The organism is Gordonia sp. CPCC 205333, assembly GCF_048537885.1.
Lineage (GTDB): Bacteria > Actinomycetota > Actinomycetes > Mycobacteriales > Mycobacteriaceae > Gordonia.
This window is the reverse complement of sequence record NZ_JBCLVI010000001.1, coordinates 883,395-899,589: the sequence shown is the minus strand read 5'-3', so window position 1 is coordinate 899,589 and position 16,195 is coordinate 883,395. Positions and strand designations below refer to the sequence as shown.

14 protein-coding genes are annotated in these 16,195 nt (G+C 62.4%); 6 read left to right on the top strand and 8 right to left on the bottom strand.

Going from position 1 to position 16,195, the window contains the following annotated elements; all coding sequences use genetic code 11:
* Positions 1–107: 107 nt before the first annotated feature.
* The 5 genes from fusA to AAFP29_RS04275 form a co-directional block, all read right to left on the bottom strand.
* A complete protein-coding gene (gene fusA, locus AAFP29_RS04295; RefSeq protein ID WP_419216063.1) occupies positions 108–2,213 on the bottom strand; it encodes an elongation factor G in 2,106 nt (701 codons plus the stop codon).
* Between the two features lie 113 nt (positions 2,214–2,326).
* The gene (rpsG, locus tag AAFP29_RS04290) at positions 2,327–2,797 is read right to left on the bottom strand and encodes a 30S ribosomal protein S7 (RefSeq protein ID WP_170194679.1); all 471 of its coding nucleotides are present in this window, start codon (positions 2,795–2,797) and stop codon (positions 2,327–2,329) included.
* A 2-nt stretch (positions 2,798–2,799) separates the two neighbouring features.
* Positions 2,800–3,171: a 30S ribosomal protein S12 gene (gene rpsL / locus AAFP29_RS04285; protein WP_419216062.1), complete on the bottom strand. Its 372-nt coding sequence runs from the start codon at positions 3,169–3,171 to the stop codon at positions 2,800–2,802.
* Positions 3,172–3,758: 587 nt separating this feature from the next.
* On the bottom strand, positions 3,759–4,652 hold the full coding sequence (locus AAFP29_RS04280; RefSeq protein ID WP_419216061.1) for an exodeoxyribonuclease III: 894 nt from the start codon (positions 4,650–4,652) through the stop codon (positions 3,759–3,761).
* A gap of 30 nt (positions 4,653–4,682) precedes the next feature.
* Positions 4,683–5,372, bottom strand: coding sequence for a FadR/GntR family transcriptional regulator (locus tag AAFP29_RS04275; protein WP_419216060.1), 690 nt, complete (start codon positions 5,370–5,372; stop codon positions 4,683–4,685).
* A 61-nt stretch (positions 5,373–5,433) separates the two neighbouring features.
* Here AAFP29_RS04275 and AAFP29_RS04270 point away from each other — a divergent pair, with 61 nt between their 5' ends.
* From AAFP29_RS04270 to AAFP29_RS04255, 4 genes are all read left to right on the top strand, one after another.
* Positions 5,434–6,687 (top strand): CynX/NimT family MFS transporter, encoded by a 1,254-nt coding sequence (locus tag AAFP29_RS04270; RefSeq protein WP_419216337.1) that lies wholly within the window; start codon positions 5,434–5,436, stop codon positions 6,685–6,687.
* A 37-nt stretch (positions 6,688–6,724) separates the two neighbouring features.
* Positions 6,725–8,359, top strand: a complete 1,635-nt coding sequence (locus AAFP29_RS04265; RefSeq protein ID WP_419216059.1) for a helix-turn-helix domain-containing protein — start codon at positions 6,725–6,727, stop codon at positions 8,357–8,359.
* Between the two features lie 475 nt (positions 8,360–8,834).
* Positions 8,835–10,334, top strand: coding sequence for an aldehyde dehydrogenase family protein (locus AAFP29_RS04260; protein ID WP_419216058.1), 1,500 nt, complete (start codon positions 8,835–8,837; stop codon positions 10,332–10,334).
* 42 nt (positions 10,335–10,376) lie between these two features.
* Complete coding sequence (locus AAFP29_RS04255) at positions 10,377–11,486, top strand: NDMA-dependent alcohol dehydrogenase (protein WP_419216057.1); 1,110 nt, start codon at positions 10,377–10,379, stop codon at positions 11,484–11,486.
* A 298-nt stretch (positions 11,487–11,784) separates the two neighbouring features.
* Here the strand turns inward: AAFP29_RS04255 and AAFP29_RS04250 are convergent, their stop codons facing one another.
* Both AAFP29_RS04250 and AAFP29_RS04245 read right to left on the bottom strand, forming a co-directional pair.
* Positions 11,785–12,327: a dihydrofolate reductase family protein gene (locus tag AAFP29_RS04250; RefSeq protein ID WP_419216056.1), complete on the bottom strand. Its 543-nt coding sequence runs from the start codon at positions 12,325–12,327 to the stop codon at positions 11,785–11,787.
* Positions 12,328–12,424: 97 nt separating this feature from the next.
* Positions 12,425–13,753: an ammonium transporter gene (locus AAFP29_RS04245; RefSeq protein WP_419216055.1), complete on the bottom strand. Its 1,329-nt coding sequence runs from the start codon at positions 13,751–13,753 to the stop codon at positions 12,425–12,427.
* 166 nt (positions 13,754–13,919) lie between these two features.
* Between AAFP29_RS04245 and AAFP29_RS04240 the strand changes: the two genes are divergently transcribed.
* Together AAFP29_RS04240 and AAFP29_RS04235 are read left to right on the top strand one after the other, a co-directional pair.
* The gene (locus AAFP29_RS04240) at positions 13,920–14,552 is read left to right on the top strand and encodes a Pr6Pr family membrane protein (protein ID WP_419216054.1); all 633 of its coding nucleotides are present in this window, start codon (positions 13,920–13,922) and stop codon (positions 14,550–14,552) included.
* Between the two features lie 93 nt (positions 14,553–14,645).
* Positions 14,646–15,317, top strand: coding sequence for a class I SAM-dependent methyltransferase (locus tag AAFP29_RS04235; protein WP_419216053.1), 672 nt, complete (start codon positions 14,646–14,648; stop codon positions 15,315–15,317).
* 40 nt (positions 15,318–15,357) lie between these two features.
* Here the strand turns inward: AAFP29_RS04235 and AAFP29_RS04230 are convergent, their stop codons facing one another.
* Positions 15,358–16,161 (bottom strand): ABC transporter ATP-binding protein, encoded by an 804-nt coding sequence (locus AAFP29_RS04230; RefSeq protein WP_419216052.1) that lies wholly within the window; start codon positions 16,159–16,161, stop codon positions 15,358–15,360.
* Between the last annotated feature and the right edge of the window lie 34 nt (positions 16,162–16,195).

Sequence of the window (16,195 nt, the reverse complement as noted above, 5' to 3'; positions counted from 1 at the left end):
TGGATCCCGACAGTGTTGTGTTTATTGGTTGTTTTCGCGCCGTGGCGCGGACCCCGCAACTCTACGCGGCCCGCTCGCTGCGCTCCCGGCGCAGACAGCGGACGGAATTACTCGCCCGTTGCCTTTGCGATGATCTCCTTCGACACGTTCGCCGGAACTTCGGCGTACGAGTCAAAGACCATGGAGTAGTTTGCCCGGCCCTGGGTCTTCGACCGAAGGTCTCCGATGTAGCCGAACATCTCCGACAGCGGAACCAGTGCCTTGACGACACGCGCACCGCTGCGCTCCTCCATGGCCTGGATTTGGCCACGGCGGGAGTTCAGGTCGCCGATCACTTCACCCATGTAGTCCTCGGGTGTCGTGACCTCGACGGCCATGATCGGTTCGAGGATGACGGGGCTCGCCATTCTCGCAGCCTCTTTGAGGGCTGCCGATCCTGCAATCTTGAAGGCCATTTCCGAAGAGTCGACGTCGTGGTACTGACCGTCGAGCAGGCTGACCTTCAGGTTCACCAACGGGTAGCCAGCGAGAACGCCATACTGCATAGCGTCCTGCGCGCCGGCGTCGACCGATGGGATGTATTCGCGCGGTACGCGACCACCGGTGACAGCGTTGACGAACTCGTAGGTCGCGCCGTCTTCGGCATCCACGAGAGGCTCAAGCTTGATGATGACCTTCGCGAACTGGCCCGATCCACCCGTCTGCTTCTTGTGGGTGTAATCGTGCTTCTCAACCGTCTTGCGGATGGTTTCACGGTAGGCCACCTGGGGCTTGCCCACGTTGGCCTCGACCTTGAACTCACGCTTCATCCGGTCGACGAGGATGTCGAGGTGGAGCTCGCCCATTCCGCCAATGACGGTCTGGCCGGTCTCGTCATCCAATTTCACCGAGAAGGTCGGATCCTCTTCGGCGAGCTTCTGGATCGCGGTACCCAGCTTCTCCTGGTCGGACTTGGTCTTCGGCTCGATCGAGACGTTGATGACCGGGTCCGGGAAGCTCATCGATTCCAGCACGATCGGCGCAGCCGAATCACACAGGGTGTCACCGGTGGTGGTGTCCTTCAGACCAATCATCGCGTAGATGTGGCCCGCAGTCGCGTCCTCGACCGGCATTTCCTTGTTGGCGTGCATCTGGAACAGCTTGCCGATGCGCTCTTTCTTGCCCTTGGTCGCATTGAGCACCTGGGTGCCCGCGGTGATGTGGCCCGAATAGACACGCACGAAGGTCAGCTTGCCGAAGAACGGGTGCGAAGCGATCTTGAACGCCAGCGCCGCGAACGGCTCATCAGCAGAAGGCTTGCGCGACAGGATCTCTTCTTCGTTGCCGACGGCGTGACCCTCGACCGAGGGGACGTCGAGCGGCGACGGCAGGTAATCGATGACCGCGTCGAGCATGGGCTGAACGCCCTTGTTCTTGAACGCGGAGCCACACAGCACCGGGTAGAGCTCGCGGGTGACGGTCAGCTTGCGGATCGCGCCCTTGATCTCCTCGACGGTGAGTTCTTCGCCACCGAAGTACTTCTCCATGAGTGCTTCGTCGCTTTCGGCGACGGTCTCGAGGAGCTGCTCGCGGTACTCGGCAACCTTGTCGACGAGATCAGCGGGGATCTCTTCGATGGTCGGCTCGGCACCGGTCGGCACGACGCCGCGCCAGGTGATGGCCTTCTGCTCGATCAGGTCGACGACGCCGTCGAACTCGTCCTCGGCACCGATCGGCAGCTGCAGGACCAGCGGCTTGGCACCGAGGCGGTCCTTGATGGTCTGCACGGTGAAGTAGAAGTCCGCACCGAGCTTGTCCATCTTGTTGACGAAGCAGATACGCGGAACTTCGTACTTCTCGGCCTGCCGCCACACCTGCTCGGACTGCGGCTCAACACCCTCTTTGCCGTCGAACACCGCAACCGCGCCGTCGAGGACGCGGAGGCTGCGCTCCACCTCGACGGTGAAGTCGACGTGGCCGGGGGTGTCGATGATGTTGATCTGGTTCTTGTTCCAGAAGCAAGTCACGGCGGCAGACGTGATCGTGATGCCGCGCTCTTTCTCCTGCTCCATCCAGTCGGTGGTCGATGCACCGTCGTGGGTTTCACCGATCTTGTAGTTCACACCGGTGTAGAACAGAATCCGCTCGGTGGTGGTGGTCTTGCCAGCATCGATGTGCGCCATGATGCCGATGTTGCGAACCTTGTTCAGGTCGCTGAGCACTTCCTGTGCCATTCGGTTCCCTTCGGGAAAGGCTTTGGACTAAGTCTGTTTGTGTCAGCGGGAAGGATTCCCGCTTGCCGGGCGAGCGCGGGTGTTCCGCGCCCGCCGGCAGCAGTTCTAGCGAATTACCAGCGGTAGTGAGCGAACGCACGGTTGGCCTCGGCCATCTTGTGCGTGTCTTCACGACGCTTCACCGAGGCACCAAGGCCATTGCTGGCGTCGAGCAACTCGTTGGCCAGACGCTCGGTCATGGTCTTCTCACGACGCTGACGGCTGAAGGTGACCAACCAACGCAGCGCGAGAGTGTTCGCACGGCCCGGCTTGACCTCGATCGGCACCTGGTAGGTGGCGCCACCGACGCGGCGGCTCTTGACCTCGAGGGTCGGCTTGACGTTGTCGAGCGCCTTCTTGAGCGTCAGAACCGGGTCGGTACCGGTCTTCTCGCGCGCCTGCTCGAGGGCTTGGTACACGATGCGCTCGGCGGTCGACTTCTTGCCGTCAAGCAGGATCTTGTTCACGAGCTGGGTAACCAGCGGCGAACCATAGACCGGGTCGTTGATCAGCGGGCGCTTGGGAGCGGGTCCTTTACGTGGCATGACTAGCTTCCCTTCTTGGCGCCGTAGCGGCTGCGAGCCTGCTTGCGATCCTTGACACCCTGGGTGTCGAGCGAACCACGGATGATGCGGTAACGAACACCGGGGAGGTCCTTCACACGACCACCGCGCACGAGCACCATCGAGTGCTCCTGCAGGTTGTGGCCTTCACCGGGAATGTAGGCGGTGACCTCGACGCCACTGGTCAGACGCACACGGGCGACCTTACGCAGAGCGGAGTTCGGCTTCTTCGGGGTGGTTGTGTACACGCGGGTGCACACGCCACGACGCTGCGGACTGCCCTTAAGTGCGGCGGTCTTCTTGATCGTCGCCTTGTCTTGACGGCCCTTACGGACTAGCTGATTAATAGTTGGCACTGAGTTCTTTCTTCCTTGGTCTCGAACTTCTCAAGTCGTTGCAGTTGTTGCTCCGGGCAAGTAGTCGACGTGCACCAAACGGTGTTTCGGCTACCTCTACAACTCGCCCCACCAGAGCTTTCGCACTGGTCAGTACATCTATTGCCACCCCGGGGTCGGGCGTGTCACACGACCAGCCCCGGCATCACATGTCAGCCTGATCACGCCCGTGGTTTCGGGCACGAGAATCGAAATGATTCCAACCCTTGCCAAAAGCATGCAGACTGGCCCGGCATTTGCCGGGCACCGCCGAAACACTCTACCGACCCCGAATGCACAGGTCAAAATCGCCGTCAGGCAGGGCGAACACAACATGAACAACAGGCGAATCCGGCCTGCCCGTTGGCGCACCGCGAGTACCCGCACCGCACGGGAGGCGATCGCATCCCGGTTGTTCCAAAAATGGGTGTGGCCTGGCTTGGGGTGAACGCGCAGTCGCCCCCCGCTGGCCACAACTATCCAACACCCGGCAATGCCTGAATATTTCGTCCCCGTCACGGGCCGCAGAGGGCATATTGCCCTTCGAGCACTCTCACGGGGACGAGATTTCAGTCCGCCGATTGGGGCAACTTCACTCTCGCGCCGCCACGCTTGGCCGGATTCGACGGTGGCGGAACCATCGGCCCGACGTCGCCGTCGGGCGCGACGTCGAGGTCGACGACGACAGCCGCATGATCGCTTGGCTTGGTTCCTTTGCGCGACTGGCGATCGACCCACGCGGCCTTGACACGCGGGGTCACCGATTCGCCGGCCAGGATCAGGTCGATACGCATGCCGAGGTCCTTGTGAAACATGCCGGCGCGGTAGTCCCAGTAGCTGAATACCCGCTCGGACGGCCAGCGGTTCCGTACGACGTCGGCCAGCCCTTCGGCTTCGATCGCCGCGAGCGCCGAGCGCTCAGGCTCGGTCACGTGCGTGTGTCCGACGTATGCGCCGGGATCGAATACATCGGCGTCGGACGGCGCGATGTTCACATCGCCGCAAATCAATGACGTCGCCGCGTGTTGCGCGACGTCGCCCTTGAGCTTCGCCAGCCAGGCCAGCTTGTAACGGTAGTGATCTGAATCAGGTTCCCGACCGTTGGGCACATACACGGAGTAGACGCGCACCTGCGAGTCACCCGCTCCGCAAAGTGCGGATATAGCCCGGGCCTCCTGCGGCCCATCCGCCTCAGGAAAGCCCGGGCCGTTCCGCAATCCGTGCCGCACATCGTCGAGGCCGACCTTGCTCAACAACGCCACCCCGTTCCATTGCCCTTGGCCGTTGTGTGCGAATTGATAACCGCGAGAGGTTAATTCGGCACCGAGCAAGTCCCCGAACGCGTCGGCCCCGAGTTTGGTCTCTTGCAGACAGACGACGTCGGGCTGTCGCTGGTCAAGCCACGGCAGCAGCCGTGGGACACGTGGGGTCACCGAGTTCACATTCCAGGTGGCGATGCGCATGGCGACAACCGTAGTCGGCGGGTCCGGTACCTACTCTCCGACGGGCCGCGCCGCCAGGCATCGCAGCAGGGACCGCGCGGAGGCGGCCGCTCCGATCTCATCGCCAGCTATTACCGCCCGCACCAGGCCGGTGTGGCTTGCCTCGTGTGACAAGTCGGACCCGACCCCGTTCTCGGCGATGAACGTGCGCACAGTCGGGAGCAGGGAGTCGTAGAAGGAGAGGTAGATCGCATTGTGGCTGGCGACAACGATCGCCCGATGCAATTCGAGATCAGCGGAGATGAGTTCGTCACGCTCGACCGGATCGTCGATGCCGTCGCGACGCCAGAGTCGGTTGCGATTGTCGAGTATCTGGTTGAGCGCCGCGATGTCGTCGGCGTCGCGTCGTTGGGCCGCCAGCACCGCCGCGGTGACGTCGAGCGCCTCGCGCAACTCCAGCAGGTCCTGACGTCGAGCGGCTCCGAAATATCCGCCGAGCAGGACCTCTTGCTCGTCGGTGGCGATCACGTAGGTCCCAGAACCTTGACGACGTTCTAGCAACCCCCCGTGGACCAGCGACTGCACCGCTTCGCGCACCGTGTTGCGCGCCGTCCCGGTGATCTCACACAACTCGGGCTCGGTGGGAATTCGTTCGCCAACACCCCACCGTCCCGCGGTAATCTCCCCTCGCAACTGTTCGGTGACCTGCGCGATGAGACTTTGCTTCTTAACCGTCTGCACCAGACCAGTCTAAATCACGTTGTGCAGATACGACCATTCATCCTATGATTTCCCAATGTCGATGACATCCAGTGCGCCGATAGCCGCACGAGAGTCCGCTCCGTCCACGCCGACGAAACAGTCCCTATTCGTCGGCCGCGCGATCGTTCTCGTAGCGATCGTCCTGTTCTCGCTGAGTCTTCGCTCGGCGGTCACATCGATGGCGCCATTGCTGTCGCGCATATCCACCGAAATCGGCTTCGGCGACGCGATGATCGGTGTGTTCGGCATGATGCCTACCGCGATGTTCGGTATCGCGGGCATCGTCTCCCCCGCCCTCGGGCGCAGGTTCGGCCTCGAGCGCTTCACCCTCGTCGCCGTCGCCGCGACCGTGATCGGTATCGCGGCACGATCTGTCGTGTCGAGTACGTGGGCGCTACTGATCCTGTCCGGAGTCGCTCTGGCCGGCATGGGCGTTGGCAATATCGTCATCCCGCCACTGGTCAAACGCTATTTCGGAGACCGGGTCGCGATGATGAGCACGGTTTACATCACCTGCGTGCAGCTCGGCACGGCCGTACCAGCCGCGATCGCGGTCCCACTGGCCGACGCCCATGGCTGGCGCGCCTCACTCGCCATCTGGGCGCTGGTTCCGTTAGCCGCGCTACTTCCGTGGGTGTGGGTGGTCCGCGCGCGACGCGGCCACGACGTCGCCGACCGCACAGGCGAATCAAGCGGGCCGTCCCTACCGGTCTGGCGCGCGCCGTTGGCCTGGGGAATGTCTTTGATGTTCGGCATGACATCCCTGGTGACCTATTCGATGTTCGCGTGGGTTCCGCGGATCCTCACCGACGCCGGTGCCTCGGAGAGTTTCGGCGGCGCGATGGTAGCCGTGTTCTCCGCGGTCGGTTTCGCTGCAACTCTGTTCGCGCCGACGGTGACCGCTCGCTTCGCGAACCCATTCGGCTGGGTGCTGGTGTTCGTTTCATGCATGCTCGCCGGTTTCGCGGGCCTGCTGTGGGCGCCGTTGCACGCGACCGTGTTGTGGGTGGCATTGCTTGGCCTTGGCCCGACAACATTCCCGATGGCACTGACCCTCATCAATCTGCGGACCCGCACCCCGAGTGGATCGGCGTCGCTGTCAGGCTTCACCCAGGGCGTCGGCTACCTGCTGGCGTGCAGCGGGCCATTATTCTTCGGCCTGTTGCACACCTGGACACATGGGTGGACGGTGCCGTTTGCATTCCTCTTGGCTACGACCGTGGTTCTGATCGTCGGCGCTTATGCGGCATGCAAGCCGAGGTACCTCGAAGACAGCCTCGCCTCCCGGCAGTGATGTATGCCACAGTGTGTGGTGGAGGTGCACCTCAACCATGCCCCAGGCAATACCCCGTCGAAATGTCATAGCCGCGTCGTGGCGTCGATCGGAGATGTCGGGCCTGACTCCCGACTGTCGCCCGACGCCCGTCATCTCCGACATCACGTCGGCAGATCCGCTGCTCGATGCCGCGCGCCCGATTCTCCGTAAGGCCGGCGACGAACTCGCCGACACCGGAACCGCGTTGCTACTCGTCGACCACAACTGCCAACTGGTCTCACGGGTGGTTTCCGGTGTTGCCGTCGAGCGCGCGCTCGACGGCTTGGGCGCGACCACCGGGGCGATGTTCGCCGAAGACATCATGGGCACCACAGCGCTGGGTACCCCGAGCGAGACGCGCGATGGAATAGTCATCAACGGCTCAGAGCATTACCTCGAACAGTTCAAGAAGTTGAGTTGTTTCGGTCGGCCGATCGTGCACCCCGCGACCCGACGTCTCGTCGGCACTGTTTGCATGACCGAAGTCGGGCCGCGCTCCAATCCCCTCTCGACGCCGTTCGTCAACGGTCTGGTCGACGATATCCAGGACCGCTTACTCGACCGCTCACGCGCCGAGCAACGCGCCCTGATCGACGCGTTCGGCCGCGCTGCGCCCCGTCGCGATATCGCCGTGGCCGCCATCGGCGACGACCTACAACTCACCAATTCCCTTGCCGCGCAACTACTGAGCCCGGCAGACTTCGGCACACTCCGGATGGTCGCCGCCGAGACTCCGACATCGGCGAACCGCCTGCAGCTGACACTGAGCACCGGCAGCATCGCCGAGGTTGTCATCGAGCGGGTACCCGGGGTACGCGACGCCGCACTGTTTCGACTGCGCCCAGTGGAATCTTCTGCACCACAGGGCTTATCGTCAACGACGCGGACATCGATCGCACCAACCGTCGATTCGCTCGCCATCACCGGCGAACCCGGTACCGGCCGGACCACCGCCACATCCACCGGAATGTCCGAGCACCTTTTTGTCGATGTCGCCGATAGCCTCATCACCGGACGTCGTGTGGACCTCCCTCATCTGATCGCCAACGCCCGGCAACTAGGCCAGACCCTCGTGATCGACGACGCCGACATGCTCGACGACCACTCGATCCTGCTGCTACACAAATTGATTACCCAAGCCGGCCAGTCGGGTCCGTCGCTGGTGGTTGTGACCGGCCCCGGCACAATCGCACGACCATCGGTCAACGCGTTGATCTCGGTGTGCCGCAAGAGAATCGACCTGGCGCCACTGCGTCAACGAGTCGGTGAGATCGTGTCATTGGCTCAACAGATGCTCGCCGACGTCAACCCGGGTCTAGATTTGTCAACAGCCGCAGCCGATGCTCTGGCGTCAGCTGAGTGGCCGGGTAACCTTAGCGAGTTGCACGTGGTGATCGACCACGCCGCCACATCAACATTGCACCGCGCCGCGCGCCAAGTCGACGTCGATGACCTCCCCTCGCAGTATCGAAGTATTACTCGCGCGGCACGCCTGACCGGACGCGAACAGGCTGAGCGACAGGCCATCATCGACGCCCTCGACGCGGCCGGTCACAACAAAGTGCATGCCGCCAAGGCTCTCGGAGTCAGCCGGACGACGCTCTATTCCCGCATTCGCGCACTCGGCATCCGCGGGGCACCGTTGCCATAGCGTTGACAAAACTGCGACGGGGATTCACCGACGAAGTCGGTGAATCGCGAACTGAATGATCCTAGCCTCGAAAAGCACACTGTCACAAAGATTTCCGGCGGCAGTCAGATTGGCCGCCCGAAGTAGATTCCGCGCGCGCTCGATCCGCCGCCGGGAGAGGCACTCGGCTGGCGACACGCCATTGGTCGCCACGAATAACCGATGGAAGTGGTACTCGCTCATCCCCCGCAACCGAGACCAGTAGCTACAACCGAAGCGGCTGCGCGAAATGCCGATCGGCGCAATCGCGCGGCCGTCGAAGGTAGGCGACAACATCGTCGGGCGCGCGTAGAACCATGCTCTCGACTATGCCCGGTTCCGAGCACTGTTCAGTTTCTGGACAGTTCAGTCCGCCGGGTACATGCGAAAAATGACATGGACCACATTGTGGCCCCGCTCACATCAGATTAACCTCGTCGATTCGCCTGGAGGCACCATGACAATCACCGCCGATACGGCACTGCTACCCGCTGTGCGTGACTTTATCTCCCGTGACCGCAGGATGCTGATCGGCGGAGCATGGGTCGACGCCGAGTCTGGCCGGACCTTCGACACCTTCGACCCGTCGAATGGTCAGCGAATAACCGGCGTGGCACATGGCACTGCTGCCGACGTTGACAAGGCCGTCAAGGCCGCGCGCATCGCCTTCGAAGAAGGTCCGTGGTCACGGATGAAGCCGAACGAACGGGAACGGTTAATCTGGCGGGTCGGTGATCTACTCAGCGAGCGCGCGGAGATCTTCGGCCAACTCGAGGCCCTCGACAATGGCAAAGCCGCGACAATCGCGACCGCGGTCGACGTCGCGTGGTCGGCAGATGTCTTCCGCTACAACGCCGGGCTCGCCACCAAGATCAACGGAGACAGCGTCAATGTGTCGATGCCGTTCGCGCCCGGTGGTCAATTCCATGCCTACACGTTGCGGGAGCCGGTCGGTGTCTGCGGCCAGATTGTGCCGTGGAATTTCCCGATTCTGATGGCTACTTGGAAGATCGCGCCGGCCTTGGCCGCTGGCAACACCGTCGTCCTCAAACCCGCTGAGCAGACACCACTTTCGGCACTCATGCTCGGCGAACTCTTCGAGGAGGCCGGCTTCCCGCCGGGTGTCGTGAACATCGTCCCCGGATACGGTGATGCCGGTGCCGCACTGTCCGCGCATATGGACGTCGACAAGGTCGCGTTCACCGGTTCGACCGAAGTCGGCAAACTCATCGTCGACGCCGCGAAGGGCAACCTCAAGAAGGTGTCGTTGGAACTGGGTGGCAAGAGCCCCAATATCGTCTACGCTGACGCCGACATCGAGGCGGCAGTCGCCGGTTCGGTCGCCGCGTGGATGTTCAACCACGGCCAGTGCTGTGTCGCCGGCACCCGACTCTTCGTCGAGCGGCCGATCTTCGACGAGTTCACCGCCGCGGTCGCCGAGGCGGCGGCGAAGACAAAGATCGGTCCCGGACTCGATCCGTCAACGGAACTGGGACCGCTTGTCTCCCAAGAACAATTCGATCGAGTCAACAGCTACATCCAGCAGGGTCTCGCCGACGGCGCTCGCGCGCTCACCGGCGGCAACCGCTGGGGCAGCGAGGGCTACTTCATCGAGCCGACTGTCTTCGTCGACGTCAAGCCCGAGTTCTCCATCGTCGAGGAGGAGATCTTCGGACCGGTCGTAGCGGCCCTGCCGTTCGACGGCGAGGAGGATGTCACCAAGGCAGCCAACAACTCCATTTACGGTCTGGCAGCTGGCATTTGGACCAAAGACATCTCCAAGGCACACCGCACCGCACGAGCGGTCAAGGCCGGCTCGGTGTGGGTCAACCAGTACAACGGCTTCGACACGGCGCTCCCCTTCGGCGGATTCAAGCAATCCGGTTGGGGTCGTGAGCTCGGCGGTTCCGCCATCGACCTCTACACACAGGTCAAAGCCGTCAATATCGCACTCTGACAATCACTTCCACCGGAAAACATTTCCCACCAAGGAGTAACAATGAAGACCAAAGCAGCCGTACTTCTCGAGGCCGGCAAACCATTCGAGATCATGGAACTCGACCTCGACGGCCCGCGCGACGGAGAAGTACTGATCAAATACACCGCGGCGGGTCTGTGCCATTCAGACCTGCACCTCACCGACGGAGATCTTCCGCCCCGCTATCCCATCGTCGGCGGTCACGAAGGCTCGGGCATCATCGAAGAAGTTGGCCCTGGCGTCACCAAGGTAAAGCCGGGCGACCATGTCGTTTGTAGCTTCATCCCGAACTGCGGCACCTGCCGCTACTGTTCGACAGGGCGCCAGAATCTATGCGATATGGGAGCCACCATTCTGGAGGGTTCGATGCCCGACGGCTCCTTCCGATTCCACGGCAACGGAATGGATTTCGGCGCCATGTGCATGCTGGGCACCTTCTCCGAACGTGCGACCATCAGCCAGCATTCGGTAGTCAAGGTCGACGACTGGTTGCCACTGGAGAAGGCAGTCTTGGTAGGTTGCGGGGTGCCGTCGGGCTGGGGTACCGCGGTGAACTCGGGCAATCTTCGAGCCGGCGACACCGCAGTCATCTATGGCATCGGCGGCCTGGGTATCAACGCCGTCCAGGGCGCGGTGTCGGCGGGATGTAAATATGTCGTCGTCGTCGATCCGGTTGCACTCAAACGCGATACCGCGCTGAAATTCGGTGCGACACATGCGTTTGCGACCGCGGCCGAGGCTCAGGCGAAGGTCACTGAACTGACTTGGGGTCAAGGTGCCGATGCCGCACTTATTCTGGTCGGCACCGTCGACGAGGAAGTCGTCTCGGCGGCGACCGCAGTTATCGGCAAAGGCGGCACGGTCGTCATCACCGGCTTGGCCGACCCGACCAAGCTGACCGTCCACGTCTCCGGCACCGATCTGACCCTTAACGAAAAGACCATCAAGGGTGCGCTATTCGGATCGTCGAACCCGCAGTACGACATCGTCCGCCTATTGCGACTCTACGATGCCGGACAGCTCAAGCTCGATGAGCTTGTGACGCAGGAGTATTCACTGGAGCAGGTCAATCAGGGCTACCAGGATCTGCGCGATGGCAACAACATTCGAGGTGTACTCATCCACAGCTGAGAAAACTCGCCGGTCGAGTGCCGACGAACCCCCGATGGTCGAGTGCCGACGAGCCCGCGATGGTCGAGTGCCGACGAGCCTGCGAGTCGGTGTATCGAGACCACGCAACCCGACGTGGTCACGACCGAAGTCCACCTCACCAGGTCTCGATACACCGGCGGCCTCGCAAGCTCGACCACCGGCACTCGACCAACCCCCGATGGTCGAGTGCCGACCAACCCCCGATGGTCGAGTGCCGACGAGCCTGCGAGTCGGTGTATCGAGACCACGCAACCCGACGTCGACAACCAGCCAAGACTCAGTCGCGCAACGAATATGTCAGCACCGCATTGCCCAACGACGTCACCGTCGAATCGACCAGCGTCAGACGGGTGATCGGTACGGTCTCGTCGAACAACCGCCGCCCGACGCCGACTGCGGGATGCGTGGTGAGCGTCAACGTGTCGATCGCACCGCCGAGGAATAGACCGCGGACCGTCTCAATACCTCCGGTGACCGAGATCCCACCGTCGGAACCGTTGTCGCGCAGCGCTTTCACATAGTCCACCGGATCGCCGTCGATCGCGACGCTATTCCAGTCGAGTTCGCCGCTCAACGTTGACGACACCACGTGCTTACGCACTGGATTGATGAAATTGGCAAAGGGATCGTCATTGCCGGGCCAGTACTGCGACCACTCGTCCCAGAGTTTGCGGCCGATGATGACGTCGGTGACGCCACCGATCGACGCCCCCATCAGCTCGCCTTCCTCGGCGCCGAACTGATCGAATTGCCATTGGTCAGGCGACTCGACGACGCCGTTCACCGAGTTGAACAGGTGGGCGATGACTTTCCGAGACATGAGGTTTCCTTTCGAGTGGACTGTTGTCGCCCATATTGACTCGCCTCGCCCGGAAAACTAATCGCTGACTGTGCGGCTTCAGGTTCGAACCGGCCACCTAGCCCGGCAAATCCACCCGACCGCCGCGTGGGCTGTGGAAGTCGTAGGCGGTCTCGGCGTGCTGGCCGTCGTCGATACCGTCCATTTCGTGCTGGCGATCAGCACGCAAACCGATGGTGTATTTCAGGGCAAGGCCAATGATCGCGGTGACGCCAGCGGCATACGCACAGACCACGATCACCGCGACGGCCTGCCGCCACAGTTGGTCGAATCCGCCGCCGTAGAGGAGTCCGTCCACACCTGCCGGAGCCGACGAACTGGCAACCAGACCGATCATCAACGTGCCGACCACGCCGCTGACGAAGTGCACACCCACCACATCGAGCGAATCGTCATAGCGCCAACGGTATTTGAGTTCGATCGCATAGGAACTCACCGCGCCCGCGACGGCGCCGACAGCGAGCGCGCCGATCGGGGTCACCGCCGAACAGGACGGCGTGATGGCGACCAGCCCGGCGATCACACCCGACGCCGCACCGAACGACGTCGGCCGACCGTGCCGAACCTTCTCCACCACAAGCCAGGCGACCATCGAGATCGCGCCCGCGCCAAGCGTATTCACCGCGATCAGGGCGGCCGAACCATTCGCGGCCAGTGTTGATCCGGCGTTGAATCCGAACCATCCGAACCACAACAGGCCAGCACCGAGCATGACGAACGGCAGGTTATGCGGCCGCATCGGGTCTTTGGGCCAGCCCGCACGGCGACCCAGGAGTAGGGCTATCACCAAAGCCGAAGCACCCGAATTGATTTCGACAACGGTGCCGCCGGCAAAATCGATCGCCTTGAGATGCGAGACGATCCAGCCACCATTCTCGCTTGTCACACCGGGAGCGCTGAAAACCCAGTGCGCGACGGGAATGTATACCAGGGTCGCCCACAACCCCGCGAAGATCAGCCACGAGACGAACCGCATTCGGTCTGCGACCGCACCCGCGATGAGCGCGACGGTGACCATCGCGAAACCTGCTTGGAACGCGACGAAGAGTACCGCGGGGATGTCGCCGACCAGCGGCATATGCACAGTGTCGGCACCGGCGGGCCCGTAGTCGCCGAATAGTCCGCGAAGACCCGCGAAGGTGAACGGATTGCCGATGACTCCGCCCTCGTCGGCGCCGAAGGCCAGCGAGTATCCGAAGACCACCCAGATGATCCACACAATGGGAATGGCCGACAGGCACATCATCATCATGTTCAGCACACTCTTCGAGCGCACCATCCCGCCGTAGAAGAGACCGAGCGCGGGCGTCATCAGCAGTACTAATGCGAACGCGACGAGCATCCACGCGGTGTCAGCACCGTCGGGTGGGCCGATTTTCGGAAACATGTTGTGCGCACTCCTTCGCCAGTTGAGCGACGAAAGTCTAACGGCATGCCGATACCGTTTACGCAGCGCACACCGCTAGTGTCCGAATCGCGAAGTTGTGCGACCGAGCGGTGGACTACGGCAATTCCGGCACTCCCGTCTCGATCCGCGTGCCAGACTGTGCACCATGATCGTCGACGCCGAGTCCGCCGGCACCGATTCAACGGCGCGGTCATGGTGGTTCCGCCTACTGCGGTTCGCGGCCGCCGCCCTGGGAACCAGTGCGCTGATCGCGACGATCGTCCAGTCCGGCGACACCTTCTCGATCGCCAATTTCTTTAGCTATTTCACCGTGTTGAGCAATGTGCTCGCAGTCGCGGTATTCGTCGTCGGCGCTCTCCTGGCGCCGAATACCGGTTGGTTCGGTTGGGTTCGGGGCCTGACGACGACGTGCATGATCATCACCGGCATCGTGTACGCGCTATTGCTGGCGAATATTGACGTACAGCTTCAGACCCAGTGGATCAACGACACCATGCACCGTTATATGCCGCTCCTGGTCCTGCTCGACTGGGTGCTTATCCGCCCCCGTAATCTTCCTGACCGCAGTTGGCTCACCTGGCTTCTCGCCCCTCTCGTCTATGGCGTCTACACGCTGACGCGCGGCGCGTTCGTCGACTGGTATCCGTATCCGTTCATCGATCCGCGTGTGCAGGGATATGCCTCGATGACGATTTCGTTGGTCGTGGTCTTCGTTGGCATGGTGGGCCTGGCTGTCGGGGTGTACTGGGTTGGCACCTGGGGTCGCACCGCGAAGTGATCTTGCCAATGCAGCAATACCTATTGCGCCTAACGCGATCTGACCGTTCAATGGAGACAGTCCAGTTTCCGCGACCGCAGGAGTGCCAGCATCGTGTCTTCATCCACCCATCAGCATCAGCACACCGCTCCCGACGCCGGGGATGCCACACCGTCCGAATTCTGGGAAGAGTTCTACTCGACGGACACTCGACCGTGGACCGGAAATCCGAACGAGGTTCTGGTCGACGCCATCACCTCCCTACCCCACGTCACCGGAACCACCGCAGCCGATCTCGGTTGCGGGTCAGGTGCCGACGCCATCTTTCTCGCCCAACAGGGCCTACGCGTCACCGCCGTCGATATCTCCACCGCGGCGTTGCAGCACGGTCGCGAATCCGCTTGCGCGGCAGGCGTCGATGACCGTATCCACTGGCAACAAGCCGACCTTGACACCGCGTTCCCTACCGGCAGTTGGGATCTCGTCACCACCAGCTACCTCCACTCACCGGTCGACCTGGGTCGATCACAGATCTTGCGCAAGGCAGCCGCAGCCGTCAACCCCGGCGGCGTGCTGATAATCATCGGCCACGACGGCGTCCCGCACTGGAATGCCGATGCACCCGATGACTTCAACTTCCCGTCGGTCGACGAGGTCCTGACTGAGCTGAACCTCGACGGCGAGTGGACGGTCGCCCGGCGGGATCTGGTGCCGATAACGATCGGCCGCCCCGACGGCCAGGAAATCGACCGAACCGACAGTTTGATTGTATTGCGACGCAGGTGAGTTCATCGATACCCGCGGCGACACCGGCCAGCAGCCAGCGCTAGCTGGCGTTCGTTCCCCACTGGACGGGCGCGCTATCGCGATCGGACGGCCAGCGCGACTTGTCGGTATCGCGCAAGATCCGTACCCACAGCCCATGTTCGTCGCTGGAAACCCGCGCGCGCATGCCGTACACCTCGCCGATCAGTGATTCGGTTAGCACATCCGTCGCCGACCCGGCGGCGCGAATACAGCCGGCGTCCAGCAGCACTATGTCGTCGCAGAACGCCGCGGCGAGATTCAAGTCGTGTAACGACACCACGGTGGTCGCCGCCAACGACGTCGACAACCGAAGTACCTCGTATTGGTATTGCACATCAAGGTGATTCGTCGGTTCATCGAGTATCAGCACTTCCGGCGCAGACGCGAACGCACGCGCGATCTGCACGCGCCGCCGTTCCCCGCCGGACAGGCTCGCGTACCGCTGATCGAGTCGGTCGACAAGGCCAGTGACAGACGCGGCTCGCATCAATGCCTCGACGTCGTCCGCGGAAGCGCCGGACCATGACCGCCGATGCGGGAGCCGGCCCAGATCGATCACTTCTCGGACTGTTGGACTTAGCTCAGTCGACTCTTCTTGTGCCACAAAGGAAACCCTCCGTGCCATCGCGCGTCGCCCGACCTTCGCGACGGGCATGCCGTCGAAGATGACCTCACCTGAAGTTGGTGGCCTGATGCCGGCGAGGATCCGCATGAGCGACGACTTACCGGCGCCATTGGGTCCGATGATGCCGGTCACGCGACCAGGCCGGACCTCCATTGAGACTCCGTCGAGGATGCGTACACCAGAAGTGTTCAATCCCACGTCTCGCACCGAGATGCCCGTCACCGCCCCGGAA